This window comes from Tunturiibacter empetritectus (assembly GCF_013410875.1).
GTDB classification, from domain to species: Bacteria; Acidobacteriota; Terriglobia; order Terriglobales; family Acidobacteriaceae; genus Edaphobacter; species Edaphobacter empetritectus.
The window spans coordinates 2,318,307-2,334,067 of sequence record NZ_JACCCU010000001.1; the positions used below are offsets into that span (position 1 = coordinate 2,318,307).

12 protein-coding genes are annotated in these 15,761 nt (G+C 59.5%); 9 read left to right on the forward strand and 3 right to left on the reverse strand.

What is annotated here, in order from left to right; all coding sequences use genetic code 11:
- Positions 1-167: 167 nt before the first annotated feature.
- On the forward strand, positions 168-2,030 hold the full coding sequence (locus HDF08_RS09860) for a SpoIVB peptidase S55 domain-containing protein (RefSeq protein ID WP_257030946.1): 1,863 nt from the start codon (positions 168-170) through the stop codon (positions 2,028-2,030).
- Positions 2,031-2,209: 179 nt separating this feature from the next.
- Positions 2,210-3,217: an NAD(P)-dependent alcohol dehydrogenase gene (locus HDF08_RS09865; protein WP_179638275.1), complete on the forward strand. Its 1,008-nt coding sequence runs from the start codon at positions 2,210-2,212 to the stop codon at positions 3,215-3,217.
- 24 nt (positions 3,218-3,241) lie between these two features.
- Here HDF08_RS09865 and HDF08_RS09870 read toward each other — a convergent pair whose 3' ends face one another.
- Positions 3,242-3,925, reverse strand: a complete 684-nt coding sequence (locus tag HDF08_RS09870; RefSeq protein WP_179638276.1) for an MOSC domain-containing protein — start codon at positions 3,923-3,925, stop codon at positions 3,242-3,244.
- A 113-nt stretch (positions 3,926-4,038) separates the two neighbouring features.
- Between HDF08_RS09870 and HDF08_RS09875 the strand changes: the two genes are divergently transcribed.
- The 6 genes from HDF08_RS09875 to HDF08_RS09900 all read left to right on the forward strand — a co-directional run bounded on the left by HDF08_RS09875 (position 4,039) and on the right by HDF08_RS09900 (position 12,680).
- Positions 4,039-6,237 (forward strand): hypothetical protein, encoded by a 2,199-nt coding sequence (locus HDF08_RS09875; protein WP_373563151.1) that lies wholly within the window; start codon positions 4,039-4,041, stop codon positions 6,235-6,237.
- On the forward strand, positions 6,237-6,884 hold the full coding sequence (locus tag HDF08_RS09880) for a trimeric intracellular cation channel family protein (RefSeq protein WP_179638277.1): 648 nt from the start codon (positions 6,237-6,239) through the stop codon (positions 6,882-6,884). Before HDF08_RS09875 ends, HDF08_RS09880 begins: the two co-directional genes overlap by 1 nt.
- 131 nt (positions 6,885-7,015) lie before the next feature.
- Positions 7,016-8,284 carry an FtsX-like permease family protein gene (locus tag HDF08_RS09885; RefSeq protein WP_179638278.1) on the forward strand — a complete coding sequence of 423 codons (1,269 nt, stop codon included), beginning with the start codon at positions 7,016-7,018 and terminating at the stop codon, positions 8,282-8,284.
- A complete protein-coding gene (locus HDF08_RS09890; protein ID WP_179638279.1) occupies positions 8,277-8,759 on the forward strand; it encodes a carboxymuconolactone decarboxylase family protein in 483 nt (160 codons plus the stop codon). Before HDF08_RS09885 ends, HDF08_RS09890 begins: the two co-directional genes overlap by 8 nt.
- A gap of 157 nt (positions 8,760-8,916) precedes the next feature.
- Positions 8,917-9,711, forward strand: coding sequence for an ABC transporter ATP-binding protein (locus tag HDF08_RS09895; protein WP_257030947.1), 795 nt, complete (start codon positions 8,917-8,919; stop codon positions 9,709-9,711).
- A gap of 500 nt (positions 9,712-10,211) precedes the next feature.
- The gene (locus HDF08_RS09900; protein WP_179638280.1) at positions 10,212-12,680 is read left to right on the forward strand and encodes an ATP-dependent Clp protease ATP-binding subunit; all 2,469 of its coding nucleotides are present in this window, start codon (positions 10,212-10,214) and stop codon (positions 12,678-12,680) included.
- 329 nt (positions 12,681-13,009) lie between these two features.
- Here the strand turns inward: HDF08_RS09900 and HDF08_RS09905 are convergent, their stop codons facing one another.
- The gene (locus HDF08_RS09905; RefSeq protein WP_179638281.1) at positions 13,010-13,306 is read right to left on the reverse strand and encodes a YtxH domain-containing protein; all 297 of its coding nucleotides are present in this window, start codon (positions 13,304-13,306) and stop codon (positions 13,010-13,012) included.
- 292 nt (positions 13,307-13,598) lie between these two features.
- Entirely contained in the window at positions 13,599-14,315 is a 717-nt protein-coding gene (locus HDF08_RS09910; protein WP_179638282.1) for a uracil-DNA glycosylase, read from the reverse strand.
- 123 nt (positions 14,316-14,438) lie between these two features.
- On the opposite strand from HDF08_RS09910, the gene HDF08_RS09915 reads away from it, so the two are divergent.
- Positions 14,439-15,746: an aldose epimerase family protein gene (locus HDF08_RS09915; protein WP_257031088.1), complete on the forward strand. Its 1,308-nt coding sequence runs from the start codon at positions 14,439-14,441 to the stop codon at positions 15,744-15,746.
- Positions 15,747-15,761 lie beyond the last annotated feature (15 nt).

Consider the following 15,761-nt stretch of genomic DNA (forward strand, 5'->3'; position numbering starts at 1 on the left):
GGACGGGTTCTAAGTTCAATTGTGAGTGGAGTGTGTGTCCTGCCGGACGGGCCTCCTGCGCGGAGGGCGGTCACTTCGTGACTTGTGTACCGCTTCGCTTGGTGCTCCCGTTGGTCGCAGGATAGTTTGTGCAACGGCTCGGGTTTCCCTAGTAGTCTGTAGACGTGATGGATGGGGTAAAGACTCGGTTGTGCATGGCTGGCCTGATGGCGGGCTGGGTGTTGGGAAGTTCTGCGTTGTTGGGTGGGCCCTGGGCGGCAGGACAGGCTGTGAGTGGGACGGGCGGCTGGACCGCGGTGGCTGCGCCTTCGGTAGCTCCGGCGGTGACTCAGTTTTTCCCTCTGGCTGAGGTAAGGCGGGGGATGCGCGGGGTGGCTTATACGGTGTTTGAAGGGGTGAACCCGGAGCCGATGCAGGTGGAGATTCTTGGGCTGTTGAAGGATGCGCTGGGGCCGGGGCAGGACATGATTCTGGCTCGGTTGCACGGGGATAAGCCGGAGTACACGGGCGTGGTGGCGGGGATGAGCGGGAGCCCGGTGTATATCGATGGGCGGCTGGTGGGGGCGCTGAGTTATCGGATTGGGCAGTTCAGCAAGGAGCCGATTGCGGGGATTACACCGATCGAGTCGATGCTGCAGGTGCGGGATGAGGATGGCGCAGCGGCGGGGATGAAGCTGGCCGGAGTGAAGCTGCCTGAGGTAAGCAGAGAGTTTGAGGGACAGCCTGAGATGCGAGCGATGGAGACTCCGCTGGTGATGGGCGGGTTCAGCCAGGAGACGGTGGAGCGGTTTGGGGATCGTTTCCGGGCGATGGGATTGACGCCGGTGGTGGGGCTGGGTGGGGCGGACTCTGCCGCGGTGCAGCCGGAGCCGCTGGTGCCGGGGAGTGCGGTGAGCGCGGTGCTGGTGCGGGGGGATCTGTCGATGGCGGGGACCTGCACGGTGACGTATGTGGACCCGAAGAGGCTGCTGGCTTGTGGGCATCCGATTACACAGTATGGACCGGTGGATATGCCGATGACCAAGGCTACGGTGCTGGCTTCGCTTGCTTCTCCGCTGAACGCGTTCAAGATTATTAATACGACGGAGACGGTGGGGGCGTTTACCGAGGATCGCGCTTCGGCGATTATGGGCCGGTTCGGGGTGGAGGCGCGGATGATTCCGGTTGAGGTGGAGGTGGTTCCTCCTCCGGTGGAGAAAGGAGTGCCGGCGAAGGCTGTGTCCGTTAAGACGAGAACGCTGCGCTTTGAGGTGTTGGATAATCGGCAGCTGACGCCTTCTGCGATGCTGGTTTCGGTTTATCAATGTATGCAGACGAATAATACGGCGGCGGAAGAGTTGAGCTATCGGCTGTCGGGCGAGATTGATTTGAAGGGACAGCCGCCGGTTGCGATGCAGGGGTTGATGGCACAGAACGAGCTGAATCCGGCTACGATCAACGCCGCTCTACTCGTGAATGACAGGTTTAGCAAGGTGTATGGGAATGCGCTGGATCAGCCGGTGGTGACGGGAGTGAAGTTGAGGGTGGAGGCGATTCCGGCGAGGATGTCGGCCGTGCTGGAGTCGGCGCGTTTGAGCAGGATGGAGGCTCGGGCGGGGGATGAGATTGAGGTGGAGGCGATGGTGCATCCTTATCAGGGTGAGGCGCGGATGGTGCGGGTGAAGGTGAGGGTGCCGAAGGATGTGAGCGCGGGTCCGATGCGGGTGGTGGTCAGCGACGGCGCTACGGTGGATCGGCTGACGACGAAGGCAGGGGCGGAGCGGTCGGTGGGGCTGGCCGATACGGTGTCGGCGTTGAACAGGATTCATGAGAATGATCGGGTTTACGTGACGCTGTTGAATCACTCAGCACAGGCAGTGCTGGAAGGCGAGGCTCTGACGGAAGTCCCGTTGTCGATGGCTAATGTGTTTGAGCCGTTGAAGGAGGCGCAGAAGATGCAACTGACCGGAGAGAGTGTTGTTGCGGCGGGATCGGTGGAGGCGGGATATGCTGTGAGCGGATACCAGGTGCTGAACCTGGTGGTGCGGTAGGGCTTGCGGGCCAGGCTAATAAGTGTTGAAGCAGGTGTTGTTACTAGATTGTTGCGAGCTGGTGCGATTAGCGGGTGGATGATTTTTTGCTCTGGGTGGTGTTGTAGCATCAAAGGGTAGATAGCATCAAAGGGTCAGGCGCGGCGGATATGTTCTGCGCCAAAAGGGAATGATTTCGAATGAGTGAAATACATGGTCTCGCTGTGCATGCGGCCGGCGCACACTTACTAGCCTATAAATTTGATCCGGGCGAGCTGCAGGCAAATGAGGTCGAGGTAAAGATCTCGCATTGTGGCGTATGTCACAGCGATGTGCACCTGATCGATAACGATTGGGGGATCAGTAAGTATCCGTTTATTCCGGGCCATGAGATTGTGGGAACGGTGGTGGGGGTGGGCTCTGCGGTAAAAGACCGCGCAATGGGTGAGCGAGTGGGGATTGGCTGGCAGGCAGATAGCTGCGGGATCTGCGAGTGGTGCCGGCAGGGCCAGGAGCAGCTGTGTGCGAAGTCCCAACCAACGTGCGTGGGACGCAATGGCGGGTTTGCGGACAAGGTTCGGGTGAACTCGCGGTTTGCGGTTCCGTTGCCTGCGACGCTGGAGAGCGAGAATGCGGCTCCGCTGCTGTGCGCTGGAATTACGGTGTACGCTCCGTTGAGGAACTATGAGGTGCGTCCGTCGTCGCGTGTGGGTGTGATTGGGATTGGTGGCCTGGGGCATCTTGGGGTGCAGTTTGCGAGGGCCTTTGGCGCGGAGGTGACGGCGTTTTCGACCTCGAAGGATAAAGAGGCCGAGGCGAAGCAGTTGGGAGCGCACCATTTTGTAAATACGCGCGATACGGGAGCGTTGAAGAAGGTTGCCGGGTCGTTTGATCTGCTGCTTTCGACGGTGAGCGCGGACCAGGAGTGGCAGGCTTATGTGAATGCGCTGCGGCCGAAGGGGACTCTTTGCGTTGTTGGGGCGCCGCCATCTCCGATGCCGATTCTGGGTGGGTCGCTGATTACTCATCAGAAAGCTGTTGCGGGGAGCAATACCGGGAGTCCGCAGGAGATAAGCGAGATGCTGGACGTGGCGGCTCGTCACGGGGTGAAGGCGATTACCGAGCGGTTTGCGATGGCCAAGGCGAACGATGCGGTGACCAAGGTGAAGAAGAATCAGGTTCGGTATCGAGCGGTGCTGACGAACTAGCAGTTATTAGGTAGTCGATAGCTTCTAGTCGCCTCCGTTCTTCATGGTCGAAGTCCAGTGGCTGGTTCGGTCTTCGATCTTTTCTCGTGCCTGGTCTTTCCAAAATGATTCGAGGCCGGACATCTCGAGCATTCGGTGGGCGTAGTCTAGATCGAACTTCAGGTACATGCAGCGGTTGATTGCGGGGATCGAGCCTTCAGGGTTTAACCGTTCTTCGATCAGCCATAAGTCGCCTGAGTGAAGTGTGCCGGGTTCGAGGACGCGCAGATAAAAGCCTGTACGATTTTCTCGAATCGTCAGCTTCACCCAGTCGGGGCGTCCGATTCGTCGCGCGAGATTGGCGCAGGGGACGCGCGGACCGCTGACTTGAACGAGCGCAGTGCCCAGACGCACCTGGTCGCCTACGCAGACCTGATCTTCGGTGATGCCGTCGAGGGTGAGATTTTCGCCGACATTCCCGGCTTCGAGGTTCATGTGGTATTGGGTGTTCCAGAAGGCGTAGTGATCCGCCAAATGGACGCAGATCGCTGCGCCCGGACCTCCGTGATAGGGCTGGGCGACCTTGTCTTCGGCGAGTCCCTGAAGGGAGACCGGTACCGGGCCATCCACGCGATTGCGAAAGATGGAGGAAGTCCAAGTTCCGCGTTCATCGGTGATGGATCTGGGCTGGCCGGTGAAGACTGCCTGGATGGTGGCGGGTTTCGTCACGTGATCGATTTTAGGCTGACGCTGTGAATGCGTCGACCCACGTCGTTCGGGAATGGCGGAGATACTTTAGACTCAGGGTGATGATGCGACGAGTGTTAGTTACGGGATTAGTAGTGTCTTCCCTGCTGTCTGGGTGGGCGAGCGCGCAGGGCACGAAGCTGTGGAGCGTGGAACGCTACGACGAGATGGAAAAGGGCAATGCGGAGGGGATGGCGATCCGCAGCGATGGACGGCTGGAGGCGGGGCCGGCGACTTCGTTGATGTATGAGACGGGAAAGAGCTATGCGTGGGCGCTGGCGAACGATGGGGCGGGGAACGGCTATGTGGGGCTGGGTGGGACGGCGGCGGGGTCGGCTGTGGTGATGAAGGTGACGCCGGAGGGTAAGGCTGCGGAGATCTTTGCGGGGAAAGAGCTGGCGGTGCAGGCGGTTCGCGTGGCGGCCGATGGAAGTGTGCTGGCGGCGACTTCGCCGGATGGGAAGGTGTATCGGATTCCTGCGGGTGGGGGGGCGGCTGCGGTGATATTTGATCCTTCGAATACGGAGGATAAACCGAAGTATCTCTGGGATCTGGCGGTGGGTAAAGGCGGCGAGGTGTATGTGGCTGCTGGTGCTCCGGCGGTGGTGTACCGGGTGGCCGCGGGTGGCGGGAAGGCGGAGGTTTTGTTCAGGACGGCGGATCAGCATATTCGGTGTCTGTTGCTGGCGGCGGATGGGACGTTGTGGGCTGGGTCGGATGGATCAGGTGTGGTGTACCGGTTTGCGACGGGGACGGCGGGGGCGAAGCCGTTTGCGGCTTACGCTGCGGGGCGGCGGGAGATTACAGCTCTGGCGATGGATGCGGCAGGTGATGTCTATGCGGCGGGGGTGGGTACGAAGGGACGCTCGACGCTGCCGCCGTTGCCGGTAACGGGGGGCGTGGGGGTGACGATTACGTTTGTGCAGCCGGGGTCGTCGACGGCGGCTGGGGCGAATACGCTGGTGCCGGATGGGTCGGAGATTTACAAGATAGGGGTGGATGGTGCCCCGCAGAAGCTGCTGACGTTGAAAGATGATGTGGTGTATGCGCTGGCGGTTCGGGGTGGGAACTTGCTTGCTGCTACGGGAAATCGTGGGCGGGTGTATCGCGTCGATACCAACGGTAGTGGGCGCTTTAGTGATGTGGCACATCTGGAGGCGTCACAGGCGATGGCGTTTGCAGCGGCGAAAGATGGGCTGCTGGTGGCGACGAGTAATAGCGGGAAGGTGTTTCGGCTGGGGGATGCGGTTGCGCCTGCGGCGACTTACACGAGTGATGTCTTCGATGCGCAGAGTTTTTCGCAGTGGGGGCGCGCGGAGGTTCGATCCGGCGGGGCTGCCGGGTTCGATCTGTTTGTGCGGAGTGGAAATGTGGAGAGCCCGGTGATGGGGTGGAGCGAGTGGGCTCGGGTTGGCGCGGATGGGAGCTTTGCGGTTCCGCCGGGACGATTTGTGCAGTGGAAGGCGGTGCTGCATGGGGGCGGATCGGTGGATGCGGTGGGGTTGAACTATCTGCAGCGGAATCTGGCTCCGGTGGTGGATGAGGTGGTGGTGCAACCAGGGGCTCGGGTGACGCCGGTGGCTCCGGTTGCGGGCAGCGCTACGGTGCAGGTGGCCTTCCCTGCTGCTGCGGGTGCTACGCCTGCGGTGAATTTTTCTACGGATGCGAATGCTGCTCCGCTGATGGCGCAGAAGGATAAGACGGCGGTGACGGTGCGGTGGATGGCGCATGACGACAACGGCGATGAATTGATGTTTGCGGTGTGGTATCGCGGGGTGGGTGAGGCGAACTGGCGGTTACTGAAGGACAAGATCTCGGAGAGGGTTTACAGCTTCGACTCTGCGCTGCTGCCTGATGGGAGTTACGAAATGAAGGTGGTGGCGAGCGATGCTCCGGTGCATACGGATGCGGAGGCGTTGACGGGGGAGCGCGCGAGCGAGGTGTTTGTGGTGGATACGACACCGCCGGTGCCTGGGGTTTTGACGGCGACGAAACAGATTTTGTTCGAGCAAAGCGGTCCGAACAAAGCTGCCTCGACATTCATTCATGCAACGTTGGAGGTGCGAGATGCTACTTCGCCGATTGCGCATGCGGAGTATTCGATTGACGCAGGGCCTTGGCAGTATCTGGAGCCGGTGGGGAAGGTGTCGGATTCTCTAACGGAGCGGTATGACTTTACGGTGGCGGTGCCTGCCGCGACTGCTCCGGTAAGTGATGCGAAGGAGCATGTGCTGGCGGTGAGGGTGTATGACCGGTATGAGAACGTCGCCGCGGTGAAGGCGGTGGTGCGGTAATGGCGCTGCGGGACTGGTTCCCGAAGTACAGGCAGGATGTGGTGCTGCTGGCGGTGGACCTGGTGGGGACGTTTGTGTTTGCCGTGGAGGGGGCGCTGGCGGGGATTCGCGGCGAGCTGGATCTGCTGGGGCTGCTGGTGGTGTCGTTTGTGACGGCGTTGGGTGGCGGGACGGTGAGGGATCTGCTGATTGGTGCGGTGCCACCGAACAGCATTCGCGACTGGCGATATGGAGCGACGGCGTTTGCGGGTGGTGGTGCGGTGTTTTGTTTTTATCAGTCGTTTCAGCATGTGCCGCAACAGTTGTTGATTACCCTCGATGCGGCGGGGTTGGCGCTGTTTGCAATGGCGGGTGCCGCGAAGGCGCTGGAGTTTGGGATCAATCCGATGATTGCGGTGCTGATGGGTGTGTTGACTGGTGTTGGTGGTGGGACGATTCGCGATGTGCTGATGACGCGGGTGCCGGGAATTTTGAATACGGATATCTATGCTTCGGCTGCGCTGGCGGGTGCGGTGGTGATGGTGATTGGGCTGGCTTTGAAGGTGCCGCGGACGATTGCGATGACAGTGGGTGGGGTTTGTTGCTTTGTGCTGCGAATGGTGGCGGTGGCGCGGCATTGGAATCTACCTAAGGTGATCGCGCATTAAGGCTGCTTGTCCTGCCGGACGGACCGCCTGCGCGGCGCGCGGTCACTTCGTGACTTGTATACCTTGTTGGGGCGGGTGTAGGGCGTGGTGCCTCGCGTTGCTCGGCTGTGCGGATAGTAAGCTGGAGTTCGATGCGATTTGAATTTTTTATTGCGGCGCGTTATCTGCGGGCGAAGCGGCGGCAGGCGGTGGTAGGGGTGATCACGGCTATCTCGGTGATCGGCGTAGCGGCGGGCGTGGCTTCGCTGATTATCGCGCTGGCGATTACGAATGGTATGCGTCGGGATCTGCAGGAGCGGCTGGTGGGGTCGACCTCGCATGTGGACCTGATGCGAGTGGCGGGGGATGGGATACGGGACTGGCGGCCGCTGCTGGCGCGGCTTCGCGGCGTGCCGCATGTGGTGGCGGCGGCTCCGGGATTGTATGGGCAGGTGCTGATCTCGAAGGGTGCGAGGAGCGGCGGCGGATTGGTGAAGGGCGTGATCCCGAAGGATGAGAAGACGGTGGGGGATCTGCTGCAGAGTGTAGTGCAGGGTTCGGCTGCGGCGTTGGAGCCAGAGAGCAGCGAGTCAGCGAGTCAGCAGATCAGCTTGCCGAGTGCTCGGGCGATTCCGCCGATTGTGATTGGGCAGGATATGGCGGAGTCTCTGGGGGCGAAGGTAGGGGATGGGGTGCTGGTGACGAGTCCGCAAGGGGAGTTGACGCCGCTGGGGCTGGTGCCGAAGTATGAGCGGTTTCAGGTGGCGGGGATCTTCAAGTCGGGGTTTTATCAGTATGACTCGAGCTACGCGTTTCTGCGGTTGGCGGATGCGCAGAGGTTATTTAGTGAGCCGGACCTGATCTCGGTGATCAGCTTCAAGGTGGATGATCTTTATCATGCGGATCGCGTGGGAAGGGCGATTGAAGATGCGGCGGGCAAGGGATTTCAGACGACGAACTGGATGGAGCAGAATCGTGAGTTGTTTCGCGCGTTGAAGCTGGAGCAGGTGGTGACGTTTATTGTGCTGGCTCTGATTGTCTGCGTGGCTGCGCTGAATATTCTGATTGCGTTGACGATGATGGTCATGGAGAAGACGCGGGATATCGCGGTGCTGATGAGCTTCGGAGTGAGTGGGGCGCAGGTAAGACGAATTTTTTTGATGCAGGGATTGTTGATCTCTGTGATTGGGACGGTGCTGGGGTTGGTTCTTGGGTATGGACTGAGCTGGCTGGGTGGGCACTACCGGTTTATTCGGCTCGATGCGGCGGTCTATTCGATTGATTATCTGCCGTTCGCGCCGCGGGTTGTGGATGCGGTGATTGTGGCGGCTGTCTCGTTGGGGGTGAGTCTGATTGCTACGATCTATCCAAGTGGAAGCGCGGCGAAGGTGCTGCCGGCGGAGGCTTTGCGATATGAGTAATCCTAGATTGAAGTATGGGCAGTTGGCGCCGGAGGGTTTGGCGAAGATGACTGCGCTGGAACATTACTTGAATACGGAGGCTGGGCTCGAGGCTTCGTTGCTGGGGTTGGTAAGGCTCAAGGTTTCGTTGATGAATGGGTGTGAGTATTGCATTCATCTGCATACGGCGGAGTTGAAGAAGCTGAATGAGACGGCGGAGCGAGTAGCGGGGGTTGGCGATTGGCGCGGGTCGGAGGCTTATACGAAACGGGAGCGGGCGGCACTCGCCTGGGCGGAGGCGGTAACGAATATTCAGGATGGCCATGCTCCGGATGCAATGTATGACGAGGTAAGGGCGCACTTCAGCGAGGTCGAAACGGTGAATCTGACGCTGGTGATTACGACCATCAATGCGTGGAACCGGATGGCGATCTCGTTGGGAAAGTATCCGGGGCATGACGGTGCGAAGGTCGTCGGCGGAGAGATACATGGCTGAATGGCAAAAATGCGGGGGTCTCTCCACTGCGTCGCGCGATGAGGCCGCGCAACTCCGGTCGAGATGACGCTTCTATTGGAGATCGCTTCTATATTGGGAAACGTTTCGTTTGGGTTGGGGAATGCTTCGTTGGGGGATGGATGGATGAGGTGAAGGGTTGATGGATCCGAATGAAGGGGATGTCCGGTTTGAGAATGAGGGGACGCTGGAGCCGCTGCCTGTTGTGCGCAAGCGTACTGTGGTGATGCGGGCGGTGGGGCTGACGAAGATCTATGCGGCTGTTGCGACAAGGACCGGTTCGGCGCGGCCGGCGATGGAGCTGTTTCGCGGGCTGGATCTGAAGGTTCATGCGGGCGAGATGGTCGCGATTGTTGGGGAGAGCGGCGCGGGCAAGAGCTCGCTGCTGCATCTGTTGGCGGCGCTGGATACGCCGACGGCTGGGGAGGTTTGGTGTGGGGAAAGCCGGTTGAGCTCGTTTACGCCGAAGCAGGCGGCGGAGTTTCGCAATCGGGATGTGGGGTATGTGTGGCAGTTTCATTATTTACTTCCGGAGTTTTCTGCGTTGGAGAATGCTGCGATGCCGCTGCTGGCTCGCGGGATGCGACGGGCGGATGCCCTGGAGAAGGCGCAGTTCTGGTTGGCGGAGGTAGGGTTGGGGGATCGGGCGGAGCATCGCTCGGGGGAGCTGAGCGGCGGGGAGCAGCAGAGGGTGAGCCTGGCACGGGCGCTGGTGACGGAGCCGAGGCTGCTGCTGGCCGATGAGCCGACGGGCGATCTGGATGGGAAGACGGCGGAGGCGGTGTTCAGTTTGATCCAGCGGCTGCATGAGGCGCATGGGCTGACGAGTGTGCTGGTGACGCATAATCTTGAGTTTGCGGAGCGATGCGATCGAGTGCTGAAGCTGCGGGAGGGGCGACTGGTAGATGGACGAGCGGGGGAGAGTCGAGTTTGAACGGAACAGAGTGCGCGGGATTGAAAGCGACGGTGTCTGGGCGCTCATGGCCTGAACCTTTGCCGACTGGAAAGGTTGATTCGCAGCTTTACCGCGGCGGGTGATTCGGCTTCGTGCTTTTGGGGAAGAGAGTTCTGGTGGGACAGGGCTCTGCCGGTCAGTGATCTGTGATCTTACGATGCTTCAGCGAGTTGCAATCCTGCTTCTTCCCTGTTGGCAGATCATCCAATCAAGAGAAGGAACTACAGTTCCTAGAAGTGCACCTAATTTGGTGCTGGTTTTGCACAGGGCACGTCTAAAAGAGTGCTAAGTTATGCATAACTTTCGAGGGATTTCGAATATTTTGCGGGGACGACTACACTAGGAAGTAGTGGGATGGATGCTTCGCAGGTTGAAGTAGCCTGATTTGTCTCCGGGAGTGAGCGGCACGGAGATGGTTGTAGGGACCAACGGCGCTATGCGGCCTTCGGGCTAAGTGGTGGCCGGCTTGAAGGGGATATATGTTCGAACGCTATACGGAGAAGGCGCGGCGGGTGATCTTTTTTGCCCGCTATGAGGCCAGTCAGTTTGGGTCGCCTTACATCGAGACCGAGCACCTGCTGCTCGGTTTGTTGCGCGAGGACAAGGCATTGACGAACCGCTTTTTGCGGTCGCACGCGTCGGTGGAGTCGATACGCAAACAGATTGAAGGCCATACGACGATTCGGGAGAAGGTGTCGACTTCGGTTGATCTGCCGCTTTCGAACGAGTGCAAGCGGGTGCTTGCGTACGCGGCTGAAGAAGCAGAGCGGCTTTCGCATAAACATATCGGCACTGAGCATCTGCTGCTGGGATTGCTGCGCGAGGAGAAGTGCTTCGCGGCGGAGATTCTGCAGGAGCGAGGGTTGCGGCTTCCGGCGATTCGCGAGGAGCTGCAGCGGACGACTCAAGAGAAGGCTCCTTCCACGAGCGGCAGCAAAGGACAGCGCGGCGAGCAGAGTATGCTGGCGGAGTTTTCGCGGGACCTGACTCAGTCGGCGATGGATCAGCAGCTTGATCCGCTGGTTGGCAGGGATAGCGAGGTGGATCGGGTGATCCAGATTCTGTGCCGGCGCACGAAGAATAATCCGGTACTGATTGGCGAACCTGGCGTGGGTAAGACGGCGATTGTTGAAGGACTGGCGCAGAAGATCGCTGATGGCGAGGTGCCAAGTTTCCTGGCCGACAAGCGCGTGCTGGCGCTGGATCTTTCGTTGATCGTTGCGGGGACGAAGTATCGCGGGCAGTTTGAAGAGCGGCTAAAGACGATCATGAAAGAGCTGATGGAGAATCAGAACTCGATCGTGTTCATCGATGAGCTGCATACACTGGTGGGCGCTGGGTCGGCCGAGGGGTCGCTCGATGCTGCCAATATCCTCAAGCCTGCTCTGTCTCGCGGCGAGATTCAGTGCATTGGCGCGACCACACCTGCGGAGTACCGCAAGTCGATTGAGAAGGATCGGTCTTTGGAGCGGCGTTTTCAGGCAGTAAAGGTGCCTCCGCCAAACGAAGAAGACGCGATCAAGATCATCATGGGGATCAAGGAGAAGTACGAGAAGTTCCACGCGGTGAGTTACACCGATGATGCGATTACATTCTCGGTGTCGCACTCGAGCCGGTACATTCCTGATCGTTTCCTGCCGGACAAGGCGATCGACTTGATCGATGAGGCGGGGGCGCGGGTGAAGCTGCGGCAGACCTCGATGCCTGAGGAGTTGACCGAAGTACAGAAGCGGATCAAGTTCATCGTGCACAGGATGGAGAACGCGATTGCGAATCATGAGTTCGAGAAGGCTCGGTTCTACTCGGATGAGGAGCGCAAGGAGCGGGAGAATCTGCGGGCGCTGCGGGACAAGTATCACCTGGATGACTCTTCGGCGGGCATTGTGACGCGTGGAGATATCGAGGATGTGGTTAGCCGCTGGACGGGCGTGCCGATTACTTCACTGAAGGAAGAGGAGACGCAGCGGTTGCTGCGAGTTGAGGAAGAGCTGCACAAGCGCGTGATCTCGCAGGATAAGGCGATCTCGGCGCTGGCGCGGGCGATTCGACGATCGCGTGCTGGATTGAAGAATCCGGCTCGACCAATCGGAAGCTTCCTGTTCCTTGGACCTACCGGCGTAGGTAAGACGGAGATGGCGCGGACGCTCGCGCAGTTCCTGTTTGGGAGCGAGAAGGCGCTGATCCGCTTCGATATGTCGGAGTTCATGGAGAAGCACTCGGTGAGCAAGTTGATTGGTTCGCCTCCGGGATATGTGGGCTACGAAGAGGGAGGCCAGTTGACGGAGCGCGTGAAGCGGAATCCGTACTGCGTGGTGCTGCTCGATGAGATCGAGAAGGCTCATCCCGATGTGTTCAATCTGCTTCTGCAGGTATTTGAAGACGGGCAGCTGACGGATGGGCTGGGCAATACAGTCGATTACAAGAACTGCATCATCATCATGACTTCGAACATTGGGGCTAAACATCTGCAAAAGCGGCAGGGGCTGGGCTTCCAAAGCGAGAAGGAAGACATGGTCATGGACAAGATGGAAGAGTTGGTTCGGGGCGAGGTCAAACGGACATTCAACCCGGAGTTCCTGAATCGTCTGGACGAGATCATCATCTTCACGTCGCTCTCGGATGCGGACCTGATGCAGATTCTCGAGCTGCTGGTGCAGCAGTTGAATGTGAATCTCGTGCATAAGGCGATTACGATCTCGGTGACCGATGATGCGAAGAAGTGGATCATCGAGAAGACGGCTTCGGACCGCAGCTATGGGGCACGGCCTCTGCGTCGGGCGCTGCAGCGGTTTGTTGAGGATCCTCTGTCGGAGGCGCTGATCGGCGGTGGGATCGTCGAGCGTCCTGCGTTCCTCGAGGTGTACATGGAGAACAACAAGCTGTACTACCGTCCGATCTCCGCTGATGGCGAAGAGAAGATGGCTGGGCTTGAACTGACCACTGTTTAGTGCGCTGTTAGTACGTATACAAAACGCCTCGGCTATTCGCCGGGGCGTTTTATTTTTTTGGAACGTACTGGGGAAGAACGGACAACAGCAAAGGCGAGATACAGGGGTTTCTCCAGTGCGCTGTTCACGATGAGGCCGTGAACAGCATCAGTCGAAATGACGGTGTTTTTTGAGGATGAAAGAACAGACAACGCGAACATCCCGAGGGAGGGCCGGGATGTTCGCGTTCCAGATAAGGCAGATTGGTGTTGGTGCAGAAAATCCAGACCTGTAGGGAAGAAGAACAGACCCGCAGCGTTAGACGGCGAGGGCTAACAACAATAGGGAGGCTAAACCAGCGATTGAGCAGTCTTGACAGCACTATTTACGACGTCGCCTGCCTTGTCGATGGCGTAATCCACCTGGCCTTTGCTGCGCTTGATAGCCTTTTGGGTCTCGTCGCTGAGACGCTCAGCCTGGGTTTTGAGATAGTTACCTGCGTCCTCGAGATAATCGCCTGCGTCCTCAGCTCTTTTGCGAAGCTGTTTGCGCGTCTTGACTCCTGTTTGCGGAGCGTAGAGGAGAGCAATTGCCGCTCCTGCGCTGACGCCGATGCCGAAGGCAAACCAATAGTTCTTTGCACTCATTCGAAGTTACCTCGTGCGAAATTTCGCTTCTTTGAAATAAGATTCAGCGGAGCGACAATTGGTTGGTTTTTTCTTTGGCATGGCGAAGGTTTTGAAGCAGTTAGAGGGAATCTTCTGAGGTAATGGCGAGCCGGTTCCCCCGCTTATCCATGCTGCCCAGCGGTCAGCAACCGCAGGCTACAGTGAGGAAGAGGATACCGATGAAAGACGTTGTGATCGCGCTTGTTTTTCTTGCCATGATCGTCGGGCCGGGTTTTTTTGCTATAGATGTGTTCGGGGAGAAGAAGCAGTTTTAGACGGCGAGTCCGGCCAGTTCCCTTGCCCGCAAAAAGATGCGCGTGAACATGACCCGGTTGAGGCGGCCGGTGTTGGTGTTGCGCAGGGACGGATGGTAGGTGGCGAGCAGACTGAGGCCATTGGGAAGGAGATACTCTGCGCCGTGGGAGAAGCGATAGTCCGATTTGCGAGCGATGACGCCGGTTTGCAGGAGGAAGGCCATGTATCCGTCGAAGGCTATCTTTCCGAGGCAGACCACAACGCGTACGCGAGGGAGTGCTTGAATCTCCTGGGCGAGGTGGGTGCCGCAGTTGCGAATCTCCTGAGGGAGCGGCTTGTCGCCGGGGGGAGCGCAGCGGACGACGGAGGCGATCCAGGCATGGCGAAGGTTGAGGCCGTCGTCGCGGGTGACGGCGCGGGGTTTGCTGGCGAGGCCGAGCTCGTGGAGCACGGGGTACATGAAGTCGCCTGAGCCGTCGCCGGTGAAGGGGCGGCCGGTACGGTTGGCTCCATGGGCGCCGGGGGCGAGGCCAAGGATTAGGATGCGGGCGCGGGGGTCGCCGAAGCCGGGGACCGGACGGGACCAGTAGGTCTGATCAAGATAGGCGCGGCGTTTGGTCTCGCCGATGCCGCGGCAGTAGTCGCGAAGCCGAGGGCAACGTTCGCAGGTGATGATGGTTTCGCGAATCTGCTGCAGGAGGGGGGACGTACTTTGTAGGTTGGCCGGCGTCACTGCTCTCCATGATAGTGGGTGGGAGACGGCGGGGAGATTGGCGCGTCAAACAACTGAGTAGAATGATGTTCGTATATCACAGAGGGAATAGGCGGTAAGTTGGAAGATCCAAGATTGAGCAGGATGTACTGGGCGCTTCTAAAGCAGTGGGCGGCGCGGCGGCGCAGAAGTATCTGGCATGCCGCGGTAATGCGCTCCGGCCTGCTGACAGTGCTGCTACTGGCCCTGCTGATTGCGGGTCTGGCGTTTGGCTGGCGGACCCACAGGCTGGGACAGTTTGCGCTGCTGAAGAAGCAGCTTCGGGCCAAGCCAAAGCAGGATATCGTCTTTCGTCCCGGTGGTCAGGATGTGATCACGCTGCAACGCACGCAGATGGTGGGTGGGGGCGGGCCTGAGTTTCTGTCGACGACGTTGATGCCCGGGCGCGGGATGAATATGCTGCAGATCTCGGCCTATCTTCCGAACAAAGGCGAGGTGAATCTGCTGGCTTCGCCGCCGCTGGAGACGGCAGCAGAGCAGCTGAGCGGCACTGGGGCGGATGCCATGGGGACAAAGAGCCTGGCGATGGGCGCGGCGATTGAGGCTCCCTGGGCTGGCCGGATCTATGGAACGCGGACCCCGGATGGTGGATTGACGGCGATGTGGCGCGGCGTTCATTTGAACCTGCCGACGGGGGTGAAGGATAGCTATGGGCTCGACGGCGCGGTTGCGGCGGGCGGTTTGCTGCTGAAGGAGCCGTCGACTGCGGTGCACACCAACATCATGCCGGATGGAGGAGAGGCAACGGCGACGTTTCGGCCCAAGGATTTCGACGGCCACTGGCTCTCGCAGACCGAGATCGATACGACTGTGGTGTTAAGCGGCAGGGTGATTGAGATGAAGATCGTCGCCCATAATATCGGCGATACTGCGGAGCCGATCGGTATTGGCTGGCATCCTCGGTTTGCGATTCTGAGCGGGCATCGCGGGCAGATATCGCTGCGGTTGCCGGAGGGCCTTCGCGCGGAGGTGAAGGATCGTCGCACGGGTGAGTTGAGTGGGAGACTGCTGCCGGTGACCGGGACCGAGTATGACTTTACCGGACGGGAGGGGGCCCAGCTGGGTGCGTTGAACCTGGACGACAGCTTTGTGGAGCTGAAGCGCGGCATGATGGCAGATGGGCCTGTGGCGGAGCTGCGCGATCCGGAGAGCGGATACGGGCTGCGGATTACGGCAACCTCGCCTACCATCAAGGCTTTGCGGGTGTATGCCCCGTTGGACGGCTCGTATCTTTCGATCGAGCCACAGTTCAACTACGACGATCCCTTCGGGCATGAGTGGGCGAAGGGGGAGGATACCGGGATGGTCGTGCTGCAGCCAGGCGAGTCTACGCAATGGAGGGTGAGGCTTGAGATATTTTCTTTAGACTCGGGCCAGCCGGAACGTTTTTAGGGGAGTTTTTTGACG

Excerpts from the sequence above, each read along its gene's own strand:
- HDF08_RS09865 (WP_179638275.1), top strand. The coding sequence starts at position 2,210 with ATGAGTGAAATACATGGTCTCGCTGTGCATGCGGCCGGCGCACACTTA.
- HDF08_RS09890 (WP_179638279.1), top strand. The coding sequence starts at position 8,277 with ATGAGTAATCCTAGATTGAAGTATGGGCAGTTGGCGCCGGAGGGTTTG.
- HDF08_RS09900 (WP_179638280.1), top strand. The coding sequence starts at position 10,212 with ATGTTCGAACGCTATACGGAGAAGGCGCGGCGGGTGATCTTTTTTGCC.
- HDF08_RS09860 (WP_257030946.1), top strand. The coding sequence starts at position 168 with ATGGATGGGGTAAAGACTCGGTTGTGCATGGCTGGCCTGATGGCGGGC.
- HDF08_RS09880 (WP_179638277.1), top strand. The coding sequence starts at position 6,237 with ATGGCGCTGCGGGACTGGTTCCCGAAGTACAGGCAGGATGTGGTGCTG.
- HDF08_RS09915 (WP_257031088.1), top strand. The coding sequence starts at position 14,439 with ATGTACTGGGCGCTTCTAAAGCAGTGGGCGGCGCGGCGGCGCAGAAGT.
- HDF08_RS09885 (WP_179638278.1), top strand. The coding sequence starts at position 7,016 with ATGCGATTTGAATTTTTTATTGCGGCGCGTTATCTGCGGGCGAAGCGG.
- HDF08_RS09905 (WP_179638281.1), bottom strand. The coding sequence starts at position 13,306 with ATGAGTGCAAAGAACTATTGGTTTGCCTTCGGCATCGGCGTCAGCGCA.